Below are 16,373 nucleotides of genomic sequence, written 5' to 3'. Positions count from 1 at the left end.
GAATGGCGGCACAGCAAATCTCGGGGCGGCAGGCAACTGCCGTCCTCTCCTCCGCTCCGCTGGCTATTGAGCTGCGCGGAATATCCAAAGCGTTTGGCCCGGTGCAGGCCAACAAGAACATTTCAATCCAGGTCGCCAAAGGCTCTATCCACGGGATTATCGGGGAAAATGGCGCTGGCAAATCTACTTTGATGTCAATCCTTTATGGGTTTTACAAAGCAGATGCAGGCGAGATTTACATCAGTGGAAAACTGACCCAGATTCCAGACAGCCAAAGTGCCATTCAGGCCGGAATCGGGATGGTGTTTCAGCATTTCAAGCTGGTGCAGAACTTTACCGTTCTGGAAAACGTGATCCTTGGGGCCGAAGGCGGTGCCATGCTGCGCGGGGCAATGGCCAAAGCGCGGCAATCGCTGACCGAGCTTGCCCGCGAATATGAGCTGGATGTGGACCCGGATGCGCTGATCGAAGACCTGTCTGTCGGGCATCAGCAGCGCGTCGAGATTTTGAAGGCGCTGTATCGCCACGCCGATATTCTGATCCTGGATGAGCCGACGGGGGTGCTGACCCCCGCCGAGGCTGACCAGTTGTTCCGCATTCTCAACGGGTTGAAAGATCAGGGCAAGACCGTGATCCTGATCACCCACAAGCTGCGTGAGATCATGGAGATCACCGACACCGTATCAGTCATGCGGCGCGGCGAGATGACAGCAACGGTGAAAACCAAAGACACCAGCCCCGAGCAACTGGCCGAGTTGATGGTGGGCCGCAAGGTGTTGCTGTCGGTTGAAAAAAAACCCGCAACGCCCGGTAATCTGGTGTTGGAGGTCGAAAACCTGCGGGTGCGCGATGAGAGCGGAGTGGAGCGTCTGAAAGGTGTGTCGCTGACCATCCGCGCCGGGGAAATTCTGGGAATTGCCGGTGTGGTCGGCAACGGCCAATCGCAATTGCTGGAGGTGCTGGGCGGCATTGCGCGCGGCACCGGCACCGTGCGGCTGAACGGGCAGGACATTGCCCTGACCGCTGCTGCCGATGGGCAAAGCCGGCGCGCGCGCGGCATCGCCCATGTGCCCGAAGACCGGCAGCATCTGGGCCTGATCATGGATTTCAGCGCCTGGGAAAACGTCGCCTTTGGCTATCACCACGCGCCAGAATACCAAAAATCGGCCTTGCTGATGGATAATGACGCAATCCGCGCCGATACCATTTCCAAGATGGAGCGTTATGACGTGCGCCCGCCGATTCCGACACTGGCCGCCAAAAGCTTTTCCGGCGGCAACCAGCAAAAAATTGTCGTTGCCCGCGAGATGGACCGCAACCCCGACCTTTTGCTGGTTGGTCAGCCAACGCGCGGCGTCGATATTGGTGCGATTGAATTTATTCACAAGCAGATCGTCGCCCTGCGCGATGCAGGCAAGGCGGTGCTGCTGGTATCGGTTGAACTGGATGAGATCATGAGCCTGTCGGACCGCATTGCGGTGATGTTTGACGGCCAGATCATGGGCGAGCGCGACCCGGCCACCACGGATGAGCGCGAATTGGGCCTGATGATGGCGGGGGTGGTGCGATGACCACAATGCCAAAATGGGCCGATGCGGTTCTGGTCCCATTGATCAGCTTGCTGATTGCCTTTGTGATCTCGGGCCTTGTCATTCTGGCGATTGGCGAAGACCCGGTTGCGGCGATGAAGCTGATGATAACAGGTGCGCTCGGCTCGACCTATGGCTGGGGCTATACGCTGTATTATTCCACCAATTTCATCTTTACCGGGCTTGCGGTGTCGATCGCGTTTCAGGCCGGGCTGTTCAACATTGGCGGTGAAGGGCAAGCAAGCCTTGGCGGTTTGGGCGTGGCCTTAGCCTGCCTGTTCGTGCCGTGGCCGCATTGGTCGCTGGCGCTGATCGGGGCCGCGACCATGGCGGCCCTGTTTGGCGCGGCCTGGGCGGTGATACCGGCCTATTTGCAGGCCAAACGCGGCAGCCATGTGGTGATTACCACGATCATGTTCAACTATATCGCGGCCGCGCTGATGATCTATATTCTGGTCACGGTGTTGCGGCCGGTAGGCGCGCTGGATACGGCCTCGGCGCGGTTTGACCCGGCGTTCAAACTGCCGCGTCTCGGCGATATTCTGGGGCTGGTCGGCATTCCGTTCAACAACCGCAACCCGGCGAATATCAGCCTGCTGATCGCGCTGGCGGCCTGTGTTGGCGTTTGGGTACTTATGTGGCGCACGCGGCTTGGCTATCAGCTGCGCGCCTTTGGCAAATCGGAAAAGGCCAGCGTTTATGCGGGGATAAACCCGGTGCGGATCACAATGTATGCCATGCTGATTTCGGGCGGGTTATCGGGGATGATGGCGATCAATACCGTGATGGGTGAGGCGAACAGGCTGCTGCTGAACTCGGTTGAAGGTGCCGGGTTTATCGGCATCGCGGTTGCCTTGATGGGGCGCAACCACCCGGTTGGGGTGTTGCTGGCGGCTTTGCTGTTTGGGTTCTTGTACCAGGGCGGGGCGGAATTGGCACTGTGGACAACGATCCCGCGTGAATTGATTATCGTGATTCAGGCGCTGGTGATCCTGTTCACAGGGGCGATGGACAATATGGTTCGCAAGCCGGTTGAAAACCTGTTCCTGATGCTGCGAAAGGGGAAAATGTGATGGATTTCGCGACCCTGATCCAAATTCTGGACAGTACGGTGCGGCTGGCGACGCCGCTGCTGTTTGCCTGTCTTGCTGGCCTGTTCTCAGAACGCGCAGGTATTTTTGATATCGGGCTGGAAGGCAAGATGCTGGCAGCGGCATTTTTATCGGCCTCGGTGGCTGCCGTAACCGGCTCGGTTTGGCTGGGCGTGCTGGCGGGCATATTTGCCTCGTTGCTGCTGTCGGGTATTCATGGGCTTGCGTCTATCACCTTCCGGGGCAATCAGTTGATTTCGGGCGTCGCGATCAACTTTCTGGCCTCGGGGCTGACAGTGCTGTTGGGGCAAAAATGGTTCGGGCTGGGCGGGCGCACCCCGTCGCTGTCGGGCGATGGCCGGTTTGAGGCGATCACCCTGCCCTTTGCCGATAGCATTGCCCCCCTGCCCATCATTGGCCCGATCTATGCCGAGCTGATTTCTGGCCATTCGGCGCTGGTTTATCTGGGGATTGCCTGCGTACCGGCTGCGGCCTGGTTGCTGTATCGGACCCGCTTTGGCTTGCGCTTGCGTGCCGTGGGTGAAAACCCGGCTGCGGTGGATACGGCAGGGGTTTCGGTTATCGGCATCCGCTTTGCGGCGGTGGCGATTTGCGGCGTGCTTTGCGGATTGGCCGGGGCTTACCTTGCGCTTGGGCTTGCTGCGGGCTTTGGCAAAGAGATGACGGCGGGGCGCGGGTTTATTGCGCTGGCCGCGCTGATCTTTGCGAAATGGCGGCCTTGGTATGCCTTGGGGGCGACGATGCTGTTCGGGTTTCTGGAGGCCGTGGGCAACCGGTTTCCCAGTATCGACCTTGGGGTCTTTGCCATCCCGTCCCAATTCGTGCAGGCGCTGCCCTATATCATTACAGTCGTGATTCTTGCGGGCTTTATCGGCAAGGCCAGACCACCGGCCGCCGGGGGGGAACCCTATGTCAAAGAGCGCTGAGGCTTGGGCCAATCCGGGTGCTGGCTGATGGCGTGTTCCCGGATCTGGCGTAGCACCAACCGCCGCGGCGCAGGCCAGATAAGCCGCCGCCCCAACAAGGTTTGACAATGCCCCCAAGGCACGCAATTCTTGGGGTGCCACCCCGCCCCTGATCCCTTGCAACGCGTCCTGCACGCAGCGCAAGCACTGCCTTGAAACACTGTATTGATTGCCCAGACATGCAGATTTACCTGCCCATAGCTGAACTTTCCGTCAACGCCTTCGCCCTGCTGGGCCTGGGGGGGATTGTGGGTATTCTGTCGGGTATGTTCGGCGTTGGCGGCGGGTTCATCATTACGCCCTTGCTGTTTTTCATGGGCATACCGCCGGCGGTTGCTGTGGCTACGGGTGCCAATCTTGTCGTTGCCTCCTCGGTCTCGGGTGTGTTGGCACAGCTGAAACGCAAGGCGGTGGATTTTCGCATGGGGCTGGTGCTGCTGGCAGGCGGCCTTATCGGGTCGGCGCTGGGCATTTGGGTGTTTTCCTGGCTGACCACATTGGGGCAAATCGACCTGTTCGTGCAGCTTTGCTATGTGCTGTTTTTGGGGCTGGTTGGCGCGATGATGTTCAAGGAAAGCCTTGGCGCCTTGTTGCGAGCGCGCAAAGCCGGCGCGCCAGTCCGGCGGGCCCATGTGCATTACTCGGTTCACAAGCTGCCGTTAAAAATGAAATTCCGGGCTTCGGGCCTGTATATCTCGGTGATTCCGCCTGTGCTGGCCGGGGCTGCCGTGGGTTTTTTGTCGGCGATCATGGGGGTAGGTGGCGGGTTCATCATGGTGCCTGCGATGATCTATCTTTTGGGCATGCCGACCAAGGTTGTGGTGGGCACCTCGCTGTTCCAGATCATCTTCGTGACTGCCTTCACCACCGTCATGCATGCGGTGGCCAGCCAGACTGTCGATATGGTGCTGGCGCTGTTGCTGATTATCGGTGGCGTGATCGGCGCGCAGGTCGGATCAAAGATCGGATTGATGCTGCGGGCGGAACAGTTGCGGATTTTGCTGGCACTGATGGTGCTTGCGGTGTGTCTGCGCATCGCGCTTGGGTTGCTGCTGACCCCGGCCGAGGTGTATTCGATCACGGTGGGGGGGTTGAAATGATCCGCCTGTTGTTGTGCCTTTTGGCGTTGGCCTTACCCGCCCAGGCGCAAGAAGAACCAATGAACCCGACCGGGGAAACCATTGTGGCGGGGTTAAGCCAAAACCTTGTGTCCATCACCACCAATTTCTCGGGTTCCGAGATTTTGATCTATGGCGCGGTCAAACGCGAGCAGCCTATTCCCGCTGGTGCCCCGCTAGAGGTGGTGGTGACGGTTCAGGGCCCCTCTGGCCCGCTGACGGTGCGGCGCAAGGAACGGCGGTTTGGCGTTTGGATGAATGTCGATGCCGTCACCATCAGCCGCGCGCCAAGTTTCTATGCCATCGCCTCATCGGTGCCGCTGGATCAGGCTTTGTCGGAAACCGAAAACCTGCGCCATGAGGTGACAATACCAAGTGCAATCCGGGCCGTTGGCATTGCAGCCGAGGCGGCAGATGCGCCCGCGTTTCTGGATGCGCTTATCCGGCTGCGCCGCGAACAAGGCGATTATTCCTCGGCCGAAGATGTCGTGAACCTGGTAGAATCCACGCTGTTTCGTGCCGATATCGCCCTGCCCGCAAATCTGACAGAGGGAGAGTATAAAGTACGGCTTTTCATCACCCGGAACGGCATCGTCGTCGACAAGAGAGAAGAGATCATCACAGTCCACAAGGATTGGCTGGAACGCTGGATTTTCAACCTCGCGCATGAGCAATCATTGCTTTACGGGCTGATGTCGCTGGTCTTGGCTGTTGTGGCCGGTTGGGGGGCCTCGGCGGCCTTTGGGTTGATGCGCCGCTGACGCGCGCAAAGGATGCCAGTTTTGGCGCGGCAATCACTGAAAGCCGGTTTTGGCCTGGCAGTGACCTGCCTGCGATTGATCCTGGGTCAACACCTCGCGGCTTTTTCTTCGACGCGTGGCCATTTGCGCCCCATGGCGATTGCGCGCGTGATATTCAGCACCATCAGCGCAGCCCAAAGCCCGTGATTGCCCCAAATCGGCACCAATACCAACACCGCCACACCATACGCCAGCGCCGAGACAAGCATCGTTTGCCGCATTTCGCGGGTCAGGGTGGCCCCGATAAAAATACCATCCAGCATCCAAGCCCAGACCCCGATGATCGGGGCGGCAACCAACCAGGGCAGATACTCACGCGCGACAAGGCGAACATTGGGGGCCGTGGTCATCAGGTCAATCAGCGCGGGCCCGGCGGCAAGATAAATCAGCGACAGGCACAAAACCGCCCCCACAGCCCATTGCGTACTGACCAAAGAGGCCCGCCGCGCGCCCGCAACCGACCGCGCACCAACGGCTTGCCCCACCAGCGCCTCGGCGGCAAAGGCAAAGCCATCCAGAAAAAATGCCGCGATGGTCAGAAACTGCATCAACACCTGATTGGCCGCCAAGGTCACATCACCCTGCCCCGCCCCCAGAAACAAAAAGCTGGTAAAGCTGATCTGCAGCAGAATGGACCGGATCATGATATCGCCGTTCACCACCGCCATATGCCGCAGCGCCACCCCATCGCGCAGCCGCGCCATACCCGGGGCAAGTGCTGCCCCAAAGGCCGCGCGGCACAGCCACAGGCCAAATATCAACCCGGTCCATTCAGCGATCAGTGTGGCAATCGCCACCCCTTCGACGCCCCAGCCAAGACCAAGCACAAACCACAGATCCAGCGCGATATTCACCCCGTTGATCCAAAGCTGCAAGACCAGCACCGCGCGCGTGCGTTCCGTGGCAATCAGCCAACCGGTCACGGCATAAAGCGCGATCGTCGCAGGTGCCCCCCAGATACGCAGCCGCAAATAAGCATGGGCCAGCCCTTCAACCTCATCGCTGCCGGGTGCCAGCCACAGCGCGCCCCAAAACAGCGGCGCTTGTATCACGGTGAAAAATAGCCCCGCCGCCCCGCCGATCAGCAAGGCCCGCAACAAGATCGCCGTCACCTCGGCCTGATTGCCTGCCCCCAGCGCTTGCGATGTAAGGCCCGTGGTGCCCATCCGCAAAAAGCCGAAAATCCAATAGACCGACGACAGGATAATCGCCCCCAGCCCCACCGCACCAATGGGCGCAGGCAAGCCGATCTGGCCAACAACGGCCGTATCGACCGCCCCCAGCAAAGGCACGGTGACATTCGCCAAAACGATGGGAATCGCCACGCGCATCACCCGGGCGTGGGTAATCTCAATCATTTCGGCTCATGTCGACAAAAGGCCCGGTGTTGCGGCGTCTTCGTCGCGTAGGGGCATCAGAAAGTGGCCGGTCGCCTGTGCGAACAGGCGGCTGCGATTGTCTTGCCACGCTTCAACATGTACGCTTGCATAGCGCCGCCCCGACCGGTTGATCCGCGCACGCGCATAAGCATCCCGCGGCAAGCCAGAGCGCAGATAATCCACGGTGAAATCAATGGTTTTTGGCAGGCGCATCTGCTCTGGCACTGCGGCCCTTGCCGGGTCCAGCCGCCCTTGCTCCATATCCTCCCACAGCATCGACCAGCTTAACTCGATGATCGCTGTCACTTCCAGAAAGGCCGCCGTCACCCCGCCGTGAAGGGCGGGCAGCATCGGGTTGCCGATCAGCTTTTCATCAAAAGGCAGCACGGCGGTCAGCTCATCCCCGCGCCGGTCGAATTTGATGCCCAGAAACTGGATATAGGGCACGCCGTCAACCAACCGGCGCAGGGCCGCATCACGGCGCTGCTTGATGACCTGAACCGGCTCGGGGCGCGGGCGCTGCCTGATTTCGCCTGTCATGTCACGGCTCCTTTTGCGCGTTCAATCGTAAAGGCCCCGGTTGCGGTCGCTACGGGGCGTTCGCTATCTTCATCCGTGGTGATGACCCGGACGAAAGCGACCGAACGGGTCACATGATAACATTCGGCCCGCGCGGTGATTCGTTGCCCCGGCGTGGCAGGGCGCATGTAATCAATGCGCAGATCAATCGTCGCGGTTGAGACGGGCTCTGAGGGGTGGCACATCACCGATGCGCCCGAGGCCGTATCCATCAGCGCCGAAACCGCGCCGCCATGAATAACCCCCGTCACTGGATCGCCGACAAAGCGCGGGTCATAGGGCATGGAGACAACGGCAACGCCGTCTTTCAGCGTCTCCAGAACCATACCCAAGGCCTGGGAATGTGGCAGCGCTTCCATGAATTGGCGCACGAATTTCTTGCTGTCGGTCATCTTTGGTCCACCTTTTGCTGTCGCATATGTTCCCCATTGGCGGCCAGGCTGCAAGCCCTGCGTGGGTTTGACCTGCCAGTGATTGCACAACGGGCCGCATCGGCCTAATCTTCAAACAGGGGGATACCGATATGACCGACACGCGGCTTAGCTTTAAAGAAATGTGCACCAAGTTTGACGTCACGCCGCGCACCTTGCGCTATTATGAGTATATAGAGCTGCTGGAGCCGACAAAGGAAGGCCGCGCACGCTGGTACGGGCCGCGCGAAGTGGCGCGTATGACGCTTATTCTGCGCGGCAGGCGATTTGGCTTCAGCCTTGAGGAAATCCGTCAATGGTTGCTGATTTATCGCCAGAAAGGCAACAAACCGCAGTTGCAAGCCTGGTTGGAACTTGCAGACCGACAATTGGCCGAACTTGATCGCCAACGCAGCGAATTGGATACAACCATTGCCGATTTGCGGGCCTTGCGCGACACCGCAGCCAAAGAAATCTGATCGCGGGGCCTGAAAAACCTGGCTGACATCGCGTCACCTCCGATCTGACGTGACGTTACGCTGACGTTAACGTCAATTACTCTGGTAAGCACAGATCACCGACCCCATGTGACCTAGAGGAAAGCAAACTCCTGCCTTGGTAACCTGTGAGACATGTGATGACGAATGATGACCTTTTGACGATCCGTGAAATGTGTGACGCGTTTGACGTGACCCCGCGCACCCTTCGCTTTTATGAGGCGAAAGAACTGATATTTCCGAAGCGTGAAGGGACCAAACGCCTGTTCACCCGCCGGGATCGCGCGCGGCTAAAGCTGATCTTGCGTGGCAAGCGCTTTGGCTTCAGCCTCGAAGATATCCGGCAGTTGCTGGATATGTACGACCTCGAAGGATCAGAGCAGACGCAATACCTCCGCACCTATTCCCTGGCCCAGGACCGCTTGGCGCAAATGGAACAGCAGCGTGATGAACTGATCGAGGCGATTGCCGAGCTGAAAAGTGAATTGGCGGATGGCGCAAAGATGTTTCAAGCCTATTCCACCATGCCCACACAGGCGCCCGAACCCCAATTCGACCCCCTTAACAAATCCGCAGCCTGAACCGGCCGCACCCCGCCAAACTTAGCCAGACCAGATTTAGGGAGACTCCAATGCCCATCTATAATGCCCCCGTCAAAGATATTCAGTTCTTGTTGCAAGACGTGCTGAAAGTAACTGAAACCGGCGTGCCGGGTTATGAAGATCTGGAAGCTGATTTCACCAGCGCGGTTCTGGAAGAGGCGGGCAAAGTCGCGCGCGATGTGCTGGCCCCGCTGAATGCAACCGGCGATCAGGAAGGCTGCGTACTGGAAAACGGCGCAGTGCGCACACCAAAGGGCTTTGACAAGGCCTTCGCTGCGATGAAAGAGGGCGGCTGGACCGCCCTTGATTGCGACCCCAAATATGGTGGCCAGGGCCTGCCCTATATCATGGGTTCGGCAGTGGGTGAGATTTTTGTATCCGCCAATATGGCGTTCAACATGTACCAGGGCCTGACCCATGGTGCCTATTCGGCAATCCATACCCACGGCACGGATGCACAAAAGACCAAATATCTGCCCAAAATGGTATCATGCGAGTGGACCGGCACAATGAACCTGACCGAACCGCATTGCGGCACCGATCTGGGCTTGATGCGCACCAAGGCCGACCCGCAAGACGATGGCTCTTACGCGATCACCGGTCAAAAGATTTTCATCTCGGCGGGTGAACATGATCTGGCCGAGAACATCATCCATCTGGTTCTGGCCAAGGCTGCGGGTGGGCCGGATGGCATCAAGGGCGTGTCGCTGTTCATCGTGCCAAAGTTTTTGGTCAATGACGATGGCTCACTCGGGGACCGCAACGGCGTCACCGTCGGCTCGATCGAGCACAAGATGGGCATCCACGCCAATTCGACCTGCGTGATGAACTATGATGGTGCCAAGGGCTGGCTGTTGGGCGATCTGCACAAGGGCATGAAAGCCATGTTCACCATGATGAACGAGGCGCGTCTGGGCGTGGGCCTGCAAGGCTATGCCGTGGCCGAGGCCGCCTATCAAAATGCGGTGCTCTATGCCCGCGAGCGGCTTCAGGGCCGCGCCGTGACCGGCGCTGAAAACCCCGACGGCCCCGCCGACCCGCTGATCGTACACCCCGATATTCGCCGCAGCCTGATGGATCAGAAAAGCTTTGTCGAAGGTGCACGCGCCTTTACCTATTGGGGCGCGCATCTGATCGACCGCTCTGTCCGGATGGGCGACGCCGAGGCCGAAGGGCTGATTTCGCTGCTGACGCCGGTGATCAAGGGCTTTCAAACCGACAAAGGGTTTGAAATGGCGGTGCAGGCACAACAGGTCTGGGGTGGCCACGGCTATATCGAAGAAAACGGCATGAGCCAGTTTGTCCGCGATGCCCGCATTGCCCAGATTTATGAGGGCGCAAACGGCATCCAATCGCTTGACCTTGTGGGCCGCAAACTGGCGCAGGATGGCGGCAAGCATGTGATGGCTTTCTTTGAGATGATAAAAGGTTTCATCAAGGAAAATCAGGATGATGAGCGGATGAAGCCGTTCACCGACGCGCTGAAGGCTGGGTCCAAGGACCTGCAGGCCGCCGCGATGTATTTCATGCAAAATGGCATGAAAAACCCGAACAATGCGCTGTCCGGCTCTTACGATTTCATGCATTTGATGGGGCATGTCTGCTTGGGCTTCATGTGGGCACGGATGGCAAAAGCCGCCTTTGCGGCGCAGGATGCCGGAACTGGTGACACGGCGTTTCTTGCCGCCAAAATCGCTACGGGCCGCTATTATATGGCCCGGCAACTGCCTGCGACAGGCTTGCACTTGGCCCGTATCGAAAGCGGGGCCGCGCCTGTAATGGCACTGGCGGCAGAGGCGTTCTGAGGTAAGCTGGGCCAACACACCCACCCCCTACCCCTGTTGATTGCGGAGTATGCCATGCCAAAACGCTTTCGCCTGACCCGCCGTTTTCCTGTAGCGATGACCGAAGATGGCTATCGCCGCCTTAAACGGTTCGCGGCCGAGGCCGGCCTGGATGAAGGCGAGGCGCTGTCGTTTCTGTTTGAGAACTTCAGCTCCGTGATCGACCAAGACACCCTGACGCATCGTTTGCGGCTGTTCAATTCGGAACTGGAGGCGCGAAAGAAATAAGACCGTATCCCATGTGAGAGTTTCACATCAAGACCGGGGCGACTTCACCCTGGGCGGTCATTGGCCCCTTGGCCAATACCGCAACTGCACCGCTGGATAAGCATGGTTAACAAACCCTTGCTCGTCTTGGCTCACATACTTCACGGGGGCGACGGCTCATGCGCCACTGGTTCAAGAACCAGCCGGCGCGGGGGCCTGCCCCCCCGCCCGGCCCATAAAAAGGAGACCGATCTGATGACCGCGAAACTTTATTGCTTTGGCGAAAGCGGCAATGCCTACAAGGCAGCCCTGGCCCTGACCTTTGCCGAAATGGATTGGGACCCCGTCTTTGTGGATTTCTTCAACGGTGAGTTGCGCAGCCCCGCCTTCCGCGAGATGAACGCCATGGGCGAGGTGCCCGTCTTGGTCGATGGCGATACGACCCTGACCCAATCGGGCGTTATCCTTGACTATATCAGTTCCAAAACCGGCAAGCTGGGTGGGCGGTCTGCGGCCGAGCGGCGCGAGGTTTTGCGCTGGTTGTTCTGGGACAATCACAAGCTGTCGGGCCTGGCCGGAACGACGCGGTATCTGATGAATTTTCTGCCACCGGAAAAGCGCCCCGAGGCGGTGATTGCGTTCAATCAGGCGCGGCTGAAGGCCTCGTACACCATATTGAACGACCACCTTGCGAAATCCGATTGGATCGTGGGCGATCAGGTCAGCATCGCCGATTTATCCTGCTGTGGATATCTGTTTTACCCCGAGCCCTTTGGCTTTGATCGCGCCGATTGGCCCCATATCAACCGCTGGCTGGATCAGATCGCAGCCCTGCCCGGCTGGAAAGCGCCCTATGACATGATGCCCGGCAACCCGTCGGATCGGGCCTGAAAATGCCCGGTCTTGGCACGGCGCCCCCCCCCCCCGGCCCCGCCACGTCCATTTGGCCCGTGCCTGCGTCCGTTGCCCCCCCGAACGCCGCTTGCGGCAACCTTCCAACCTCTAAAGACCCGGAGAAACACAAATGACCGAAGCTTATATCTATGACGCCATCCGCTCGCCGCGCGGCAAAGGCCGCCCCGATGGCAGCTTGCATGAACTGACCTCGGTTGCGCTGTCAGCAAAAGTGCTGAACGCGGTAAAGGCGCGCAATGGCCTGGAAGGCCACGCGGTTGAAGATGTGATCTGGGGCAACGTGACCCAAGTGGGCGAACAGGGCGGCTGCCTTGCCCGCTCTGCCGTTCTTGCCTCGGACCTTGATGAAAGCATCCCCGGCCTTGCGATCAACCGCTTTTGTGCCAGCGGGATGGAGGCGGTGAACCTTGCCGCCAACCAGATACGCGGCGGCGCAGGCATGGGCTATATCGCCGGTGGCGTCGAAATGATGGGCCGCGTGGCGATGGGGTCAGATGGGGCGGCCATTGCGGTTGACCCAAGCCTTGCGATGAAAACCTATTTCGTTCCGCAAGGCATTTCAGCCGATATCATCGCCACCGAATACGGGTTTACCCGTGAAATGGCCGATGCCTTGGCGGTTGAAAGCCAAAGGCGCGCCGCCGCTGCCTGGGCCGGAAATCGCTTTGCCAATTCGGTGATTGAAATCAAGGATCAGAACGGCCTGACCATTCTGGACCGCGATGAATATCTGCGCCCCGGCACCGATATGCAAAGCCTTGGGGCGCTAAGGCCCGCGTTCAAGGATATGGGCGAGGTGATGCCCGGTTTCGATAAAATCGCCATGATGAAATACCCACATTTGGCGCAGATCAACCACATCCACCACGCCGGAAATTCCAGCGGTATCGTGGACGGTGCCGCCGCGGTGCTGATCGGCAACAAGGAATTTGGCGAGCGTTACGGCCTGAAGCCCCGCGCCCGCATCCGCGCAACAGCGAAAATCGGCACCGACCCGACAATCATGCTGACCGGCCCGGTTCCTGTCACGCAAAAAATTCTGGCCGATCATGGTATGACCATCAGCGACATTGACCTGTTCGAGGTGAATGAGGCCTTTGCCTCGGTCGTGTTGCGGTTTCAGCAGGCGTTCAACGTGGACCCGGCTTTGGTCAACGTCAACGGCGGTTCTATCGCGATGGGCCACCCGCTGGGCGCCACAGGGGCCATCATCATCGGCACCCTGCTGGATGAGCTGGAGCGCCAGGACAAGCAGGTCGGTCTTGCCACGCTGTGCATCGCGTCCGGCATGGGGGCCGCCACGATTATTGAGCGGGTGTAACACCATGGCCGCTTTTTGCATTGAAACACTCACCGCTGGCATGTCAAATTCCCGGAGGAACCAACCAAATGACTGATTTTGAACTGAAAACAGACGCCGATGGGGTCGCCACAATCACCTGGAATGTGGCTGACAAATCCATGAACGTGATGTCGCTGGCAGGCTTTGCCTTGCTTGACAGCCTGATTGACACGGCGTTGGCCGACACGGCGGTCAAAGGCATCATCATCACATCGGCGAAAAAGGATTTCGCCGGCGGGATGGACCTGAATGTCATCGCCAAAATGCGCGAGGATGGCGGAGCAAAGGGCATTTTTGACGGCGTGATGAACATGCACGCCATTTTGCGCAAGATTGAACGCGCCGGAATGGACCCCAAAACCCTGAAAGGCGGCAAGCCGATTGTCGCGGCATTGCCCGGCACCGCGCTTGGGATCGGTCTGGAAATTCCGCTGTCCTGTCACCGTATCATCGCCGCTGACAATCCAAAGGCCAAGATTGGCCTGCCCGAAATCATGGTCGGTATTTTCCCCGGCGCGGGTGGCACGACCCGCCTTGTGCGCAAGATGGGCGCGATGATGGCGGCCCCCTTCTTGCTGGAAGGCAAGCTGTCGGATCCGAAATCCGCCAAAGCCGCCGGGCTGATTGATGAGGTGGTCGCCCCCGACGAATTGCTGGCCCGTGCCAAGGAATGGGTCTTGGGTGCGAAAGACGCCGATCTGGTGAAGCCATGGGATGCCAAGGGCTACAAGATGCCCGGCGGGGCCCCCTATCATCCGGCCGGCTTCATGACTTTTGTCGGTGCCTCTGCAATGGTGCATGCCAAGACGATGGGGGTTTACCCTGCGGCCAAGGCTTTGCTGTCGGCTGTCTATGAAGGGGCATTGGTGCCCTTTGATACCGCGCTGAAAATTGAAGCGCGCTGGTTTACTTCGGTTCTGATGAATCCGTCTTCCAGCGCGATGATCCGCAGCCTGTTCATCAACAAAGAGGCGCTTGAAAAGGGCGCTGTACGCCCGGCGCAACCAGATCAGACCGTGAAGAAACTGGGCATCATCGGCGCGGGCATGATGGGGGCGGGCATTGCCTATGTATCAGCCAATGCCGGGATTGAGGTGGTACTGATTGACGCCAAACAAGAGGCCGCGGATCACGGAAAATCCTATTCCGAAGCCATCCTTGACAAGGGTATCAGCCGCAAGAAGGTGACCGAGCAGAAAAAAGCCGAGGTTCTGGGCCGCATCACCGCCACCACCGATTACGCCGCCCTTGCGGGCTGTGATCTGATCGTGGAAGCGGTGTTCGAAGATATGGAGATCAAGGCCGAAGTGACCCGGAAAGTCGAGGCGGTTGTGGGGCCGGATTGCATCTTTGCGACCAACACCTCTACCTTGCCGATCACCGATCTGGCAAAGGCCAGCGCCCGGCCAGACCAATTCATCGGCATCCACTTCTTCAGCCCTGTAGACAAGATGCTGCTGGTCGAGATCATTCGTGGCAAGGCCACAGGCGATCGGGCGGTTGCAAAAGCGCTTGATTTTGTGCGCCAAATTCGCAAGACCCCGATTGTGGTCAATGATGCCCGCTTCTTTTATGCCAACCGCTGCATCATTCCCTATATCAACGAAGGCATCCGGATGCTTGCCGAAGGGGTAGAGCCGGTGTTGATAGAAAATGCCGCCAAGCTGGTCGGCATGCCATTGGGGCCGTTGCAACTGGTCGATGAAACCTCGATTGATCTTGGCGTGAAGATTGCCAAGGCGACACGGTTGGCGATGGGCGATGCCTATCCGGATGGGGCGGTTGATACGGTGCTGTTTGCCATGGCCGATCAGGGGCGTTTGGGTAAAAAGGCTGGCGCAGGCTTTTACAGCTATGACGAAAAGGGCAAGCGTCTGGGGCTGTGGGATGGGTTGGAAGCTGCCTATCCGGTAGCCGGGACCCAGCCAGAGCTGACCGAGGTGCAGCACCGCCTGCTGATGGCCCAAGTGCTGGAGGCGGTACGGGCGCTGGAAGATGGCGTGTTGATGGACATCCGCGAAGGTGATGTTGGCGCAATTCTGGGCTGGGGCTTTGCGCCCTGGTCGGGCGGGCCGCTGTCATGGCTGGATATGATCGGCGCCGCGCGTGCGGTCGAGATTTGTGACCGGCTGACCGCGGAATTTGGTGACCGTTTCAAAGCGCCAACCTTGTTGCGCGACATGGCTGCCAAAGGCGACGGCTTTTACAGCCGCTTTGCGCCAAAAAAACAGGCGGCCTGAGTGTGGCCAAGGCGAAAAATCGGCTCCAGGCGGATTTTTCGTAGAAAAATCGGGGCGGCACCTTATCGGGTGCCGCCCTTTCCAAAGTCATCGAAACCATAGCCAAACCGCGCAATATCTTCGGCGCAAAGCACGGCCAAAAGGCCGGCGTCCGCGTCAGAATAATACCCACGCCAATCAGTTTTGCGGTTGGACGCATTGGCACGCGACAAGGGCGTCACTTGAAAGCCCAGATGCGCTTCAAAAGGGGCGATATCCTGGTTCAGATGCTCCAGCCGCAGATAAAGCGAACAGGTTTCCCTTCCCACAGCATCGCGCATATAGGCGCTGGCCGGCCAATCGCGAAAGCCGGCCTGGGTTTGCGGATGGTTGAGGAACTCGCTGAAACTCAAATGCCTCGACAGCGCCACTGCCGGATGGGCGAAGCTTTGGCTGCGTAGCCAATGGTAATAGCTGACAGCCCGGTCCCACGGGTTGCGCACCAGCGTCAGCGTGAACATTTGGGCTAGTTCATCCGTGGTCACCAGCCCGTCAATATCGCAAAGCCTGGCATGTTTCCACAGCCGCCCCGCAGCCGAAAGCCCTTTCACCCGCCCCTTGCGCGCCCGCGCCTTGGGCGTGTCACCGATCAGGATATCATCTTTCAGTGCCCGCGCCTCCAGCGCCAACGCCAACGCCGTACCGCCGGTTTTGGGGATATGTACAAAGACATAGTTGCGCCCCCACGAGAGGATCATGGCACGGAGGAGCCGCCCTTGGGGGCATCGAGCCCCC

The 16,373-nt window shown here is 59.1% G+C and carries 16 protein-coding genes; 12 read left to right on the top strand and 4 right to left on the bottom strand.

Translation table 11 applies throughout. From position 1 onward, the window contains the following. Positions 1-2: 2 nt before the first annotated feature. The 5 genes from VDP61_RS04370 to VDP61_RS04350 all read left to right on the top strand — a co-directional run bounded on the left by VDP61_RS04370 (position 3) and on the right by VDP61_RS04350 (position 5,545). Positions 3-1,571 (top strand): ABC transporter ATP-binding protein, encoded by a 1,569-nt coding sequence (locus VDP61_RS04370; protein WP_323005730.1) that lies wholly within the window; start codon positions 3-5, stop codon positions 1,569-1,571. Next, positions 1,568-2,662 carry an ABC transporter permease gene (locus tag VDP61_RS04365; protein ID WP_323005729.1) on the top strand — a complete coding sequence of 365 codons (1,095 nt, stop codon included), beginning with the start codon at positions 1,568-1,570 and terminating at the stop codon, positions 2,660-2,662. The genes VDP61_RS04370 and VDP61_RS04365 overlap by 4 nt, the downstream gene beginning before the upstream one ends. Continuing rightward, the gene (locus VDP61_RS04360; RefSeq protein ID WP_323005728.1) at positions 2,662-3,627 is read left to right on the top strand and encodes an ABC transporter permease; all 966 of its coding nucleotides are present in this window, start codon (positions 2,662-2,664) and stop codon (positions 3,625-3,627) included. The genes VDP61_RS04365 and VDP61_RS04360 overlap by 1 nt, the downstream gene beginning before the upstream one ends. A 218-nt stretch (positions 3,628-3,845) precedes the next feature. Further along, the gene (locus VDP61_RS04355; protein ID WP_323005727.1) at positions 3,846-4,766 is read left to right on the top strand and encodes a sulfite exporter TauE/SafE family protein; all 921 of its coding nucleotides are present in this window, start codon (positions 3,846-3,848) and stop codon (positions 4,764-4,766) included. After that, positions 4,763-5,545 carry a TIGR02186 family protein gene (locus VDP61_RS04350; RefSeq protein ID WP_323005726.1) on the top strand — a complete coding sequence of 261 codons (783 nt, stop codon included), beginning with the start codon at positions 4,763-4,765 and terminating at the stop codon, positions 5,543-5,545. Before VDP61_RS04355 ends, VDP61_RS04350 begins: the two co-directional genes overlap by 4 nt. 86 nt (positions 5,546-5,631) lie before the next feature. On the opposite strand, the gene VDP61_RS04345 is transcribed toward VDP61_RS04350, so the two are convergent. Genes VDP61_RS04345 through VDP61_RS04335 form a run of 3 tightly spaced genes read right to left on the bottom strand, consistent with a single transcriptional unit; the run spans position 5,632 to position 7,934 of the window. After that, positions 5,632-6,942 (bottom strand): MATE family efflux transporter, encoded by a 1,311-nt coding sequence (locus tag VDP61_RS04345; protein WP_323005725.1) that lies wholly within the window; start codon positions 6,940-6,942, stop codon positions 5,632-5,634. 6 nt (positions 6,943-6,948) lie between these two features. After that, complete coding sequence (locus VDP61_RS04340; protein ID WP_323005724.1) at positions 6,949-7,503, bottom strand: PaaI family thioesterase; 555 nt, start codon at positions 7,501-7,503, stop codon at positions 6,949-6,951. After that, complete coding sequence (locus VDP61_RS04335) at positions 7,500-7,934, bottom strand: PaaI family thioesterase (protein WP_323005723.1); 435 nt, start codon at positions 7,932-7,934, stop codon at positions 7,500-7,502. The genes VDP61_RS04340 and VDP61_RS04335 overlap by 4 nt, the downstream gene beginning before the upstream one ends. Before the next feature lie 131 nt (positions 7,935-8,065). Between VDP61_RS04335 and VDP61_RS04330 the strand changes: the two genes are divergently transcribed. The 7 genes from VDP61_RS04330 (at position 8,066) to VDP61_RS04300 (ending at position 15,599) form a co-directional block, all read left to right on the top strand. Then, positions 8,066-8,431 (top strand): MerR family DNA-binding transcriptional regulator, encoded by a 366-nt coding sequence (locus tag VDP61_RS04330; RefSeq protein ID WP_323005722.1) that lies wholly within the window; start codon positions 8,066-8,068, stop codon positions 8,429-8,431. Positions 8,432-8,589: 158 nt separating this feature from the next. Beyond that, positions 8,590-9,030, top strand: coding sequence for a MerR family DNA-binding transcriptional regulator (locus VDP61_RS04325; RefSeq protein WP_323005721.1), 441 nt, complete (start codon positions 8,590-8,592; stop codon positions 9,028-9,030). A 50-nt stretch (positions 9,031-9,080) separates the two neighbouring features. Then, positions 9,081-10,856, top strand: a complete 1,776-nt coding sequence (locus tag VDP61_RS04320) for an acyl-CoA dehydrogenase C-terminal domain-containing protein (RefSeq protein ID WP_323005720.1) — start codon at positions 9,081-9,083, stop codon at positions 10,854-10,856. A 54-nt stretch (positions 10,857-10,910) separates the two neighbouring features. Further along, positions 10,911-11,123 (top strand): hypothetical protein, encoded by a 213-nt coding sequence (locus VDP61_RS04315; protein ID WP_323005719.1) that lies wholly within the window; start codon positions 10,911-10,913, stop codon positions 11,121-11,123. Between the two features lie 234 nt (positions 11,124-11,357). Next, positions 11,358-11,993: a glutathione S-transferase family protein gene (locus VDP61_RS04310; RefSeq protein ID WP_323005718.1), complete on the top strand. Its 636-nt coding sequence runs from the start codon at positions 11,358-11,360 to the stop codon at positions 11,991-11,993. 133 nt (positions 11,994-12,126) lie between these two features. After that, a complete protein-coding gene (locus VDP61_RS04305) occupies positions 12,127-13,338 on the top strand; it encodes an acetyl-CoA C-acetyltransferase (protein ID WP_323005717.1) in 1,212 nt (403 codons plus the stop codon). 68 nt (positions 13,339-13,406) lie between these two features. Continuing rightward, positions 13,407-15,599, top strand: coding sequence for a 3-hydroxyacyl-CoA dehydrogenase NAD-binding domain-containing protein (locus VDP61_RS04300; RefSeq protein ID WP_323005716.1), 2,193 nt, complete (start codon positions 13,407-13,409; stop codon positions 15,597-15,599). 62 nt (positions 15,600-15,661) lie between these two features. Here VDP61_RS04300 and VDP61_RS04295 read toward each other — a convergent pair whose 3' ends face one another. Continuing rightward, on the bottom strand, positions 15,662-16,336 hold the full coding sequence (locus VDP61_RS04295; RefSeq protein ID WP_323005715.1) for a sulfotransferase family 2 domain-containing protein: 675 nt from the start codon (positions 16,334-16,336) through the stop codon (positions 15,662-15,664). Between the last annotated feature and the right edge of the window lie 37 nt (positions 16,337-16,373).

The sequence above is a fragment of the Pseudorhodobacter sp. genome (assembly GCF_034675685.1).
GTDB lineage: Bacteria > Pseudomonadota > Alphaproteobacteria > Rhodobacterales > Rhodobacteraceae > Pseudorhodobacter.
The sequence above is the reverse complement of the archived record's forward strand: the minus strand, read 5'-3'. Positions and strand labels throughout refer to the sequence as shown.

Coding starts and splice junctions, on each gene's coding strand:
- VDP61_RS04370 (WP_323005730.1), top strand. CDS start 3: ATGGCGGCACAGCAAATCTCGGGGCGGCAGGCAACTGCCGTCCTCTCC.
- VDP61_RS04365 (WP_323005729.1), top strand. CDS start 1,568: ATGACCACAATGCCAAAATGGGCCGATGCGGTTCTGGTCCCATTGATC.
- VDP61_RS04360 (WP_323005728.1), top strand. CDS start 2,662: ATGGATTTCGCGACCCTGATCCAAATTCTGGACAGTACGGTGCGGCTG.
- VDP61_RS04355 (WP_323005727.1), top strand. CDS start 3,846: ATGCAGATTTACCTGCCCATAGCTGAACTTTCCGTCAACGCCTTCGCC.
- VDP61_RS04350 (WP_323005726.1), top strand. CDS start 4,763: ATGATCCGCCTGTTGTTGTGCCTTTTGGCGTTGGCCTTACCCGCCCAG.
- VDP61_RS04345 (WP_323005725.1), bottom strand. CDS start 6,942: ATGATTGAGATTACCCACGCCCGGGTGATGCGCGTGGCGATTCCCATC.
- VDP61_RS04340 (WP_323005724.1), bottom strand. CDS start 7,503: ATGACAGGCGAAATCAGGCAGCGCCCGCGCCCCGAGCCGGTTCAGGTC.
- VDP61_RS04335 (WP_323005723.1), bottom strand. CDS start 7,934: ATGACCGACAGCAAGAAATTCGTGCGCCAATTCATGGAAGCGCTGCCA.
- VDP61_RS04330 (WP_323005722.1), top strand. CDS start 8,066: ATGACCGACACGCGGCTTAGCTTTAAAGAAATGTGCACCAAGTTTGAC.
- VDP61_RS04325 (WP_323005721.1), top strand. CDS start 8,590: ATGACGAATGATGACCTTTTGACGATCCGTGAAATGTGTGACGCGTTT.
- VDP61_RS04320 (WP_323005720.1), top strand. CDS start 9,081: ATGCCCATCTATAATGCCCCCGTCAAAGATATTCAGTTCTTGTTGCAA.
- VDP61_RS04315 (WP_323005719.1), top strand. CDS start 10,911: ATGCCAAAACGCTTTCGCCTGACCCGCCGTTTTCCTGTAGCGATGACC.
- VDP61_RS04310 (WP_323005718.1), top strand. CDS start 11,358: ATGACCGCGAAACTTTATTGCTTTGGCGAAAGCGGCAATGCCTACAAG.
- VDP61_RS04305 (WP_323005717.1), top strand. CDS start 12,127: ATGACCGAAGCTTATATCTATGACGCCATCCGCTCGCCGCGCGGCAAA.
- VDP61_RS04300 (WP_323005716.1), top strand. CDS start 13,407: ATGACTGATTTTGAACTGAAAACAGACGCCGATGGGGTCGCCACAATC.
- VDP61_RS04295 (WP_323005715.1), bottom strand. CDS start 16,336: ATGATCCTCTCGTGGGGGCGCAACTATGTCTTTGTACATATCCCCAAA.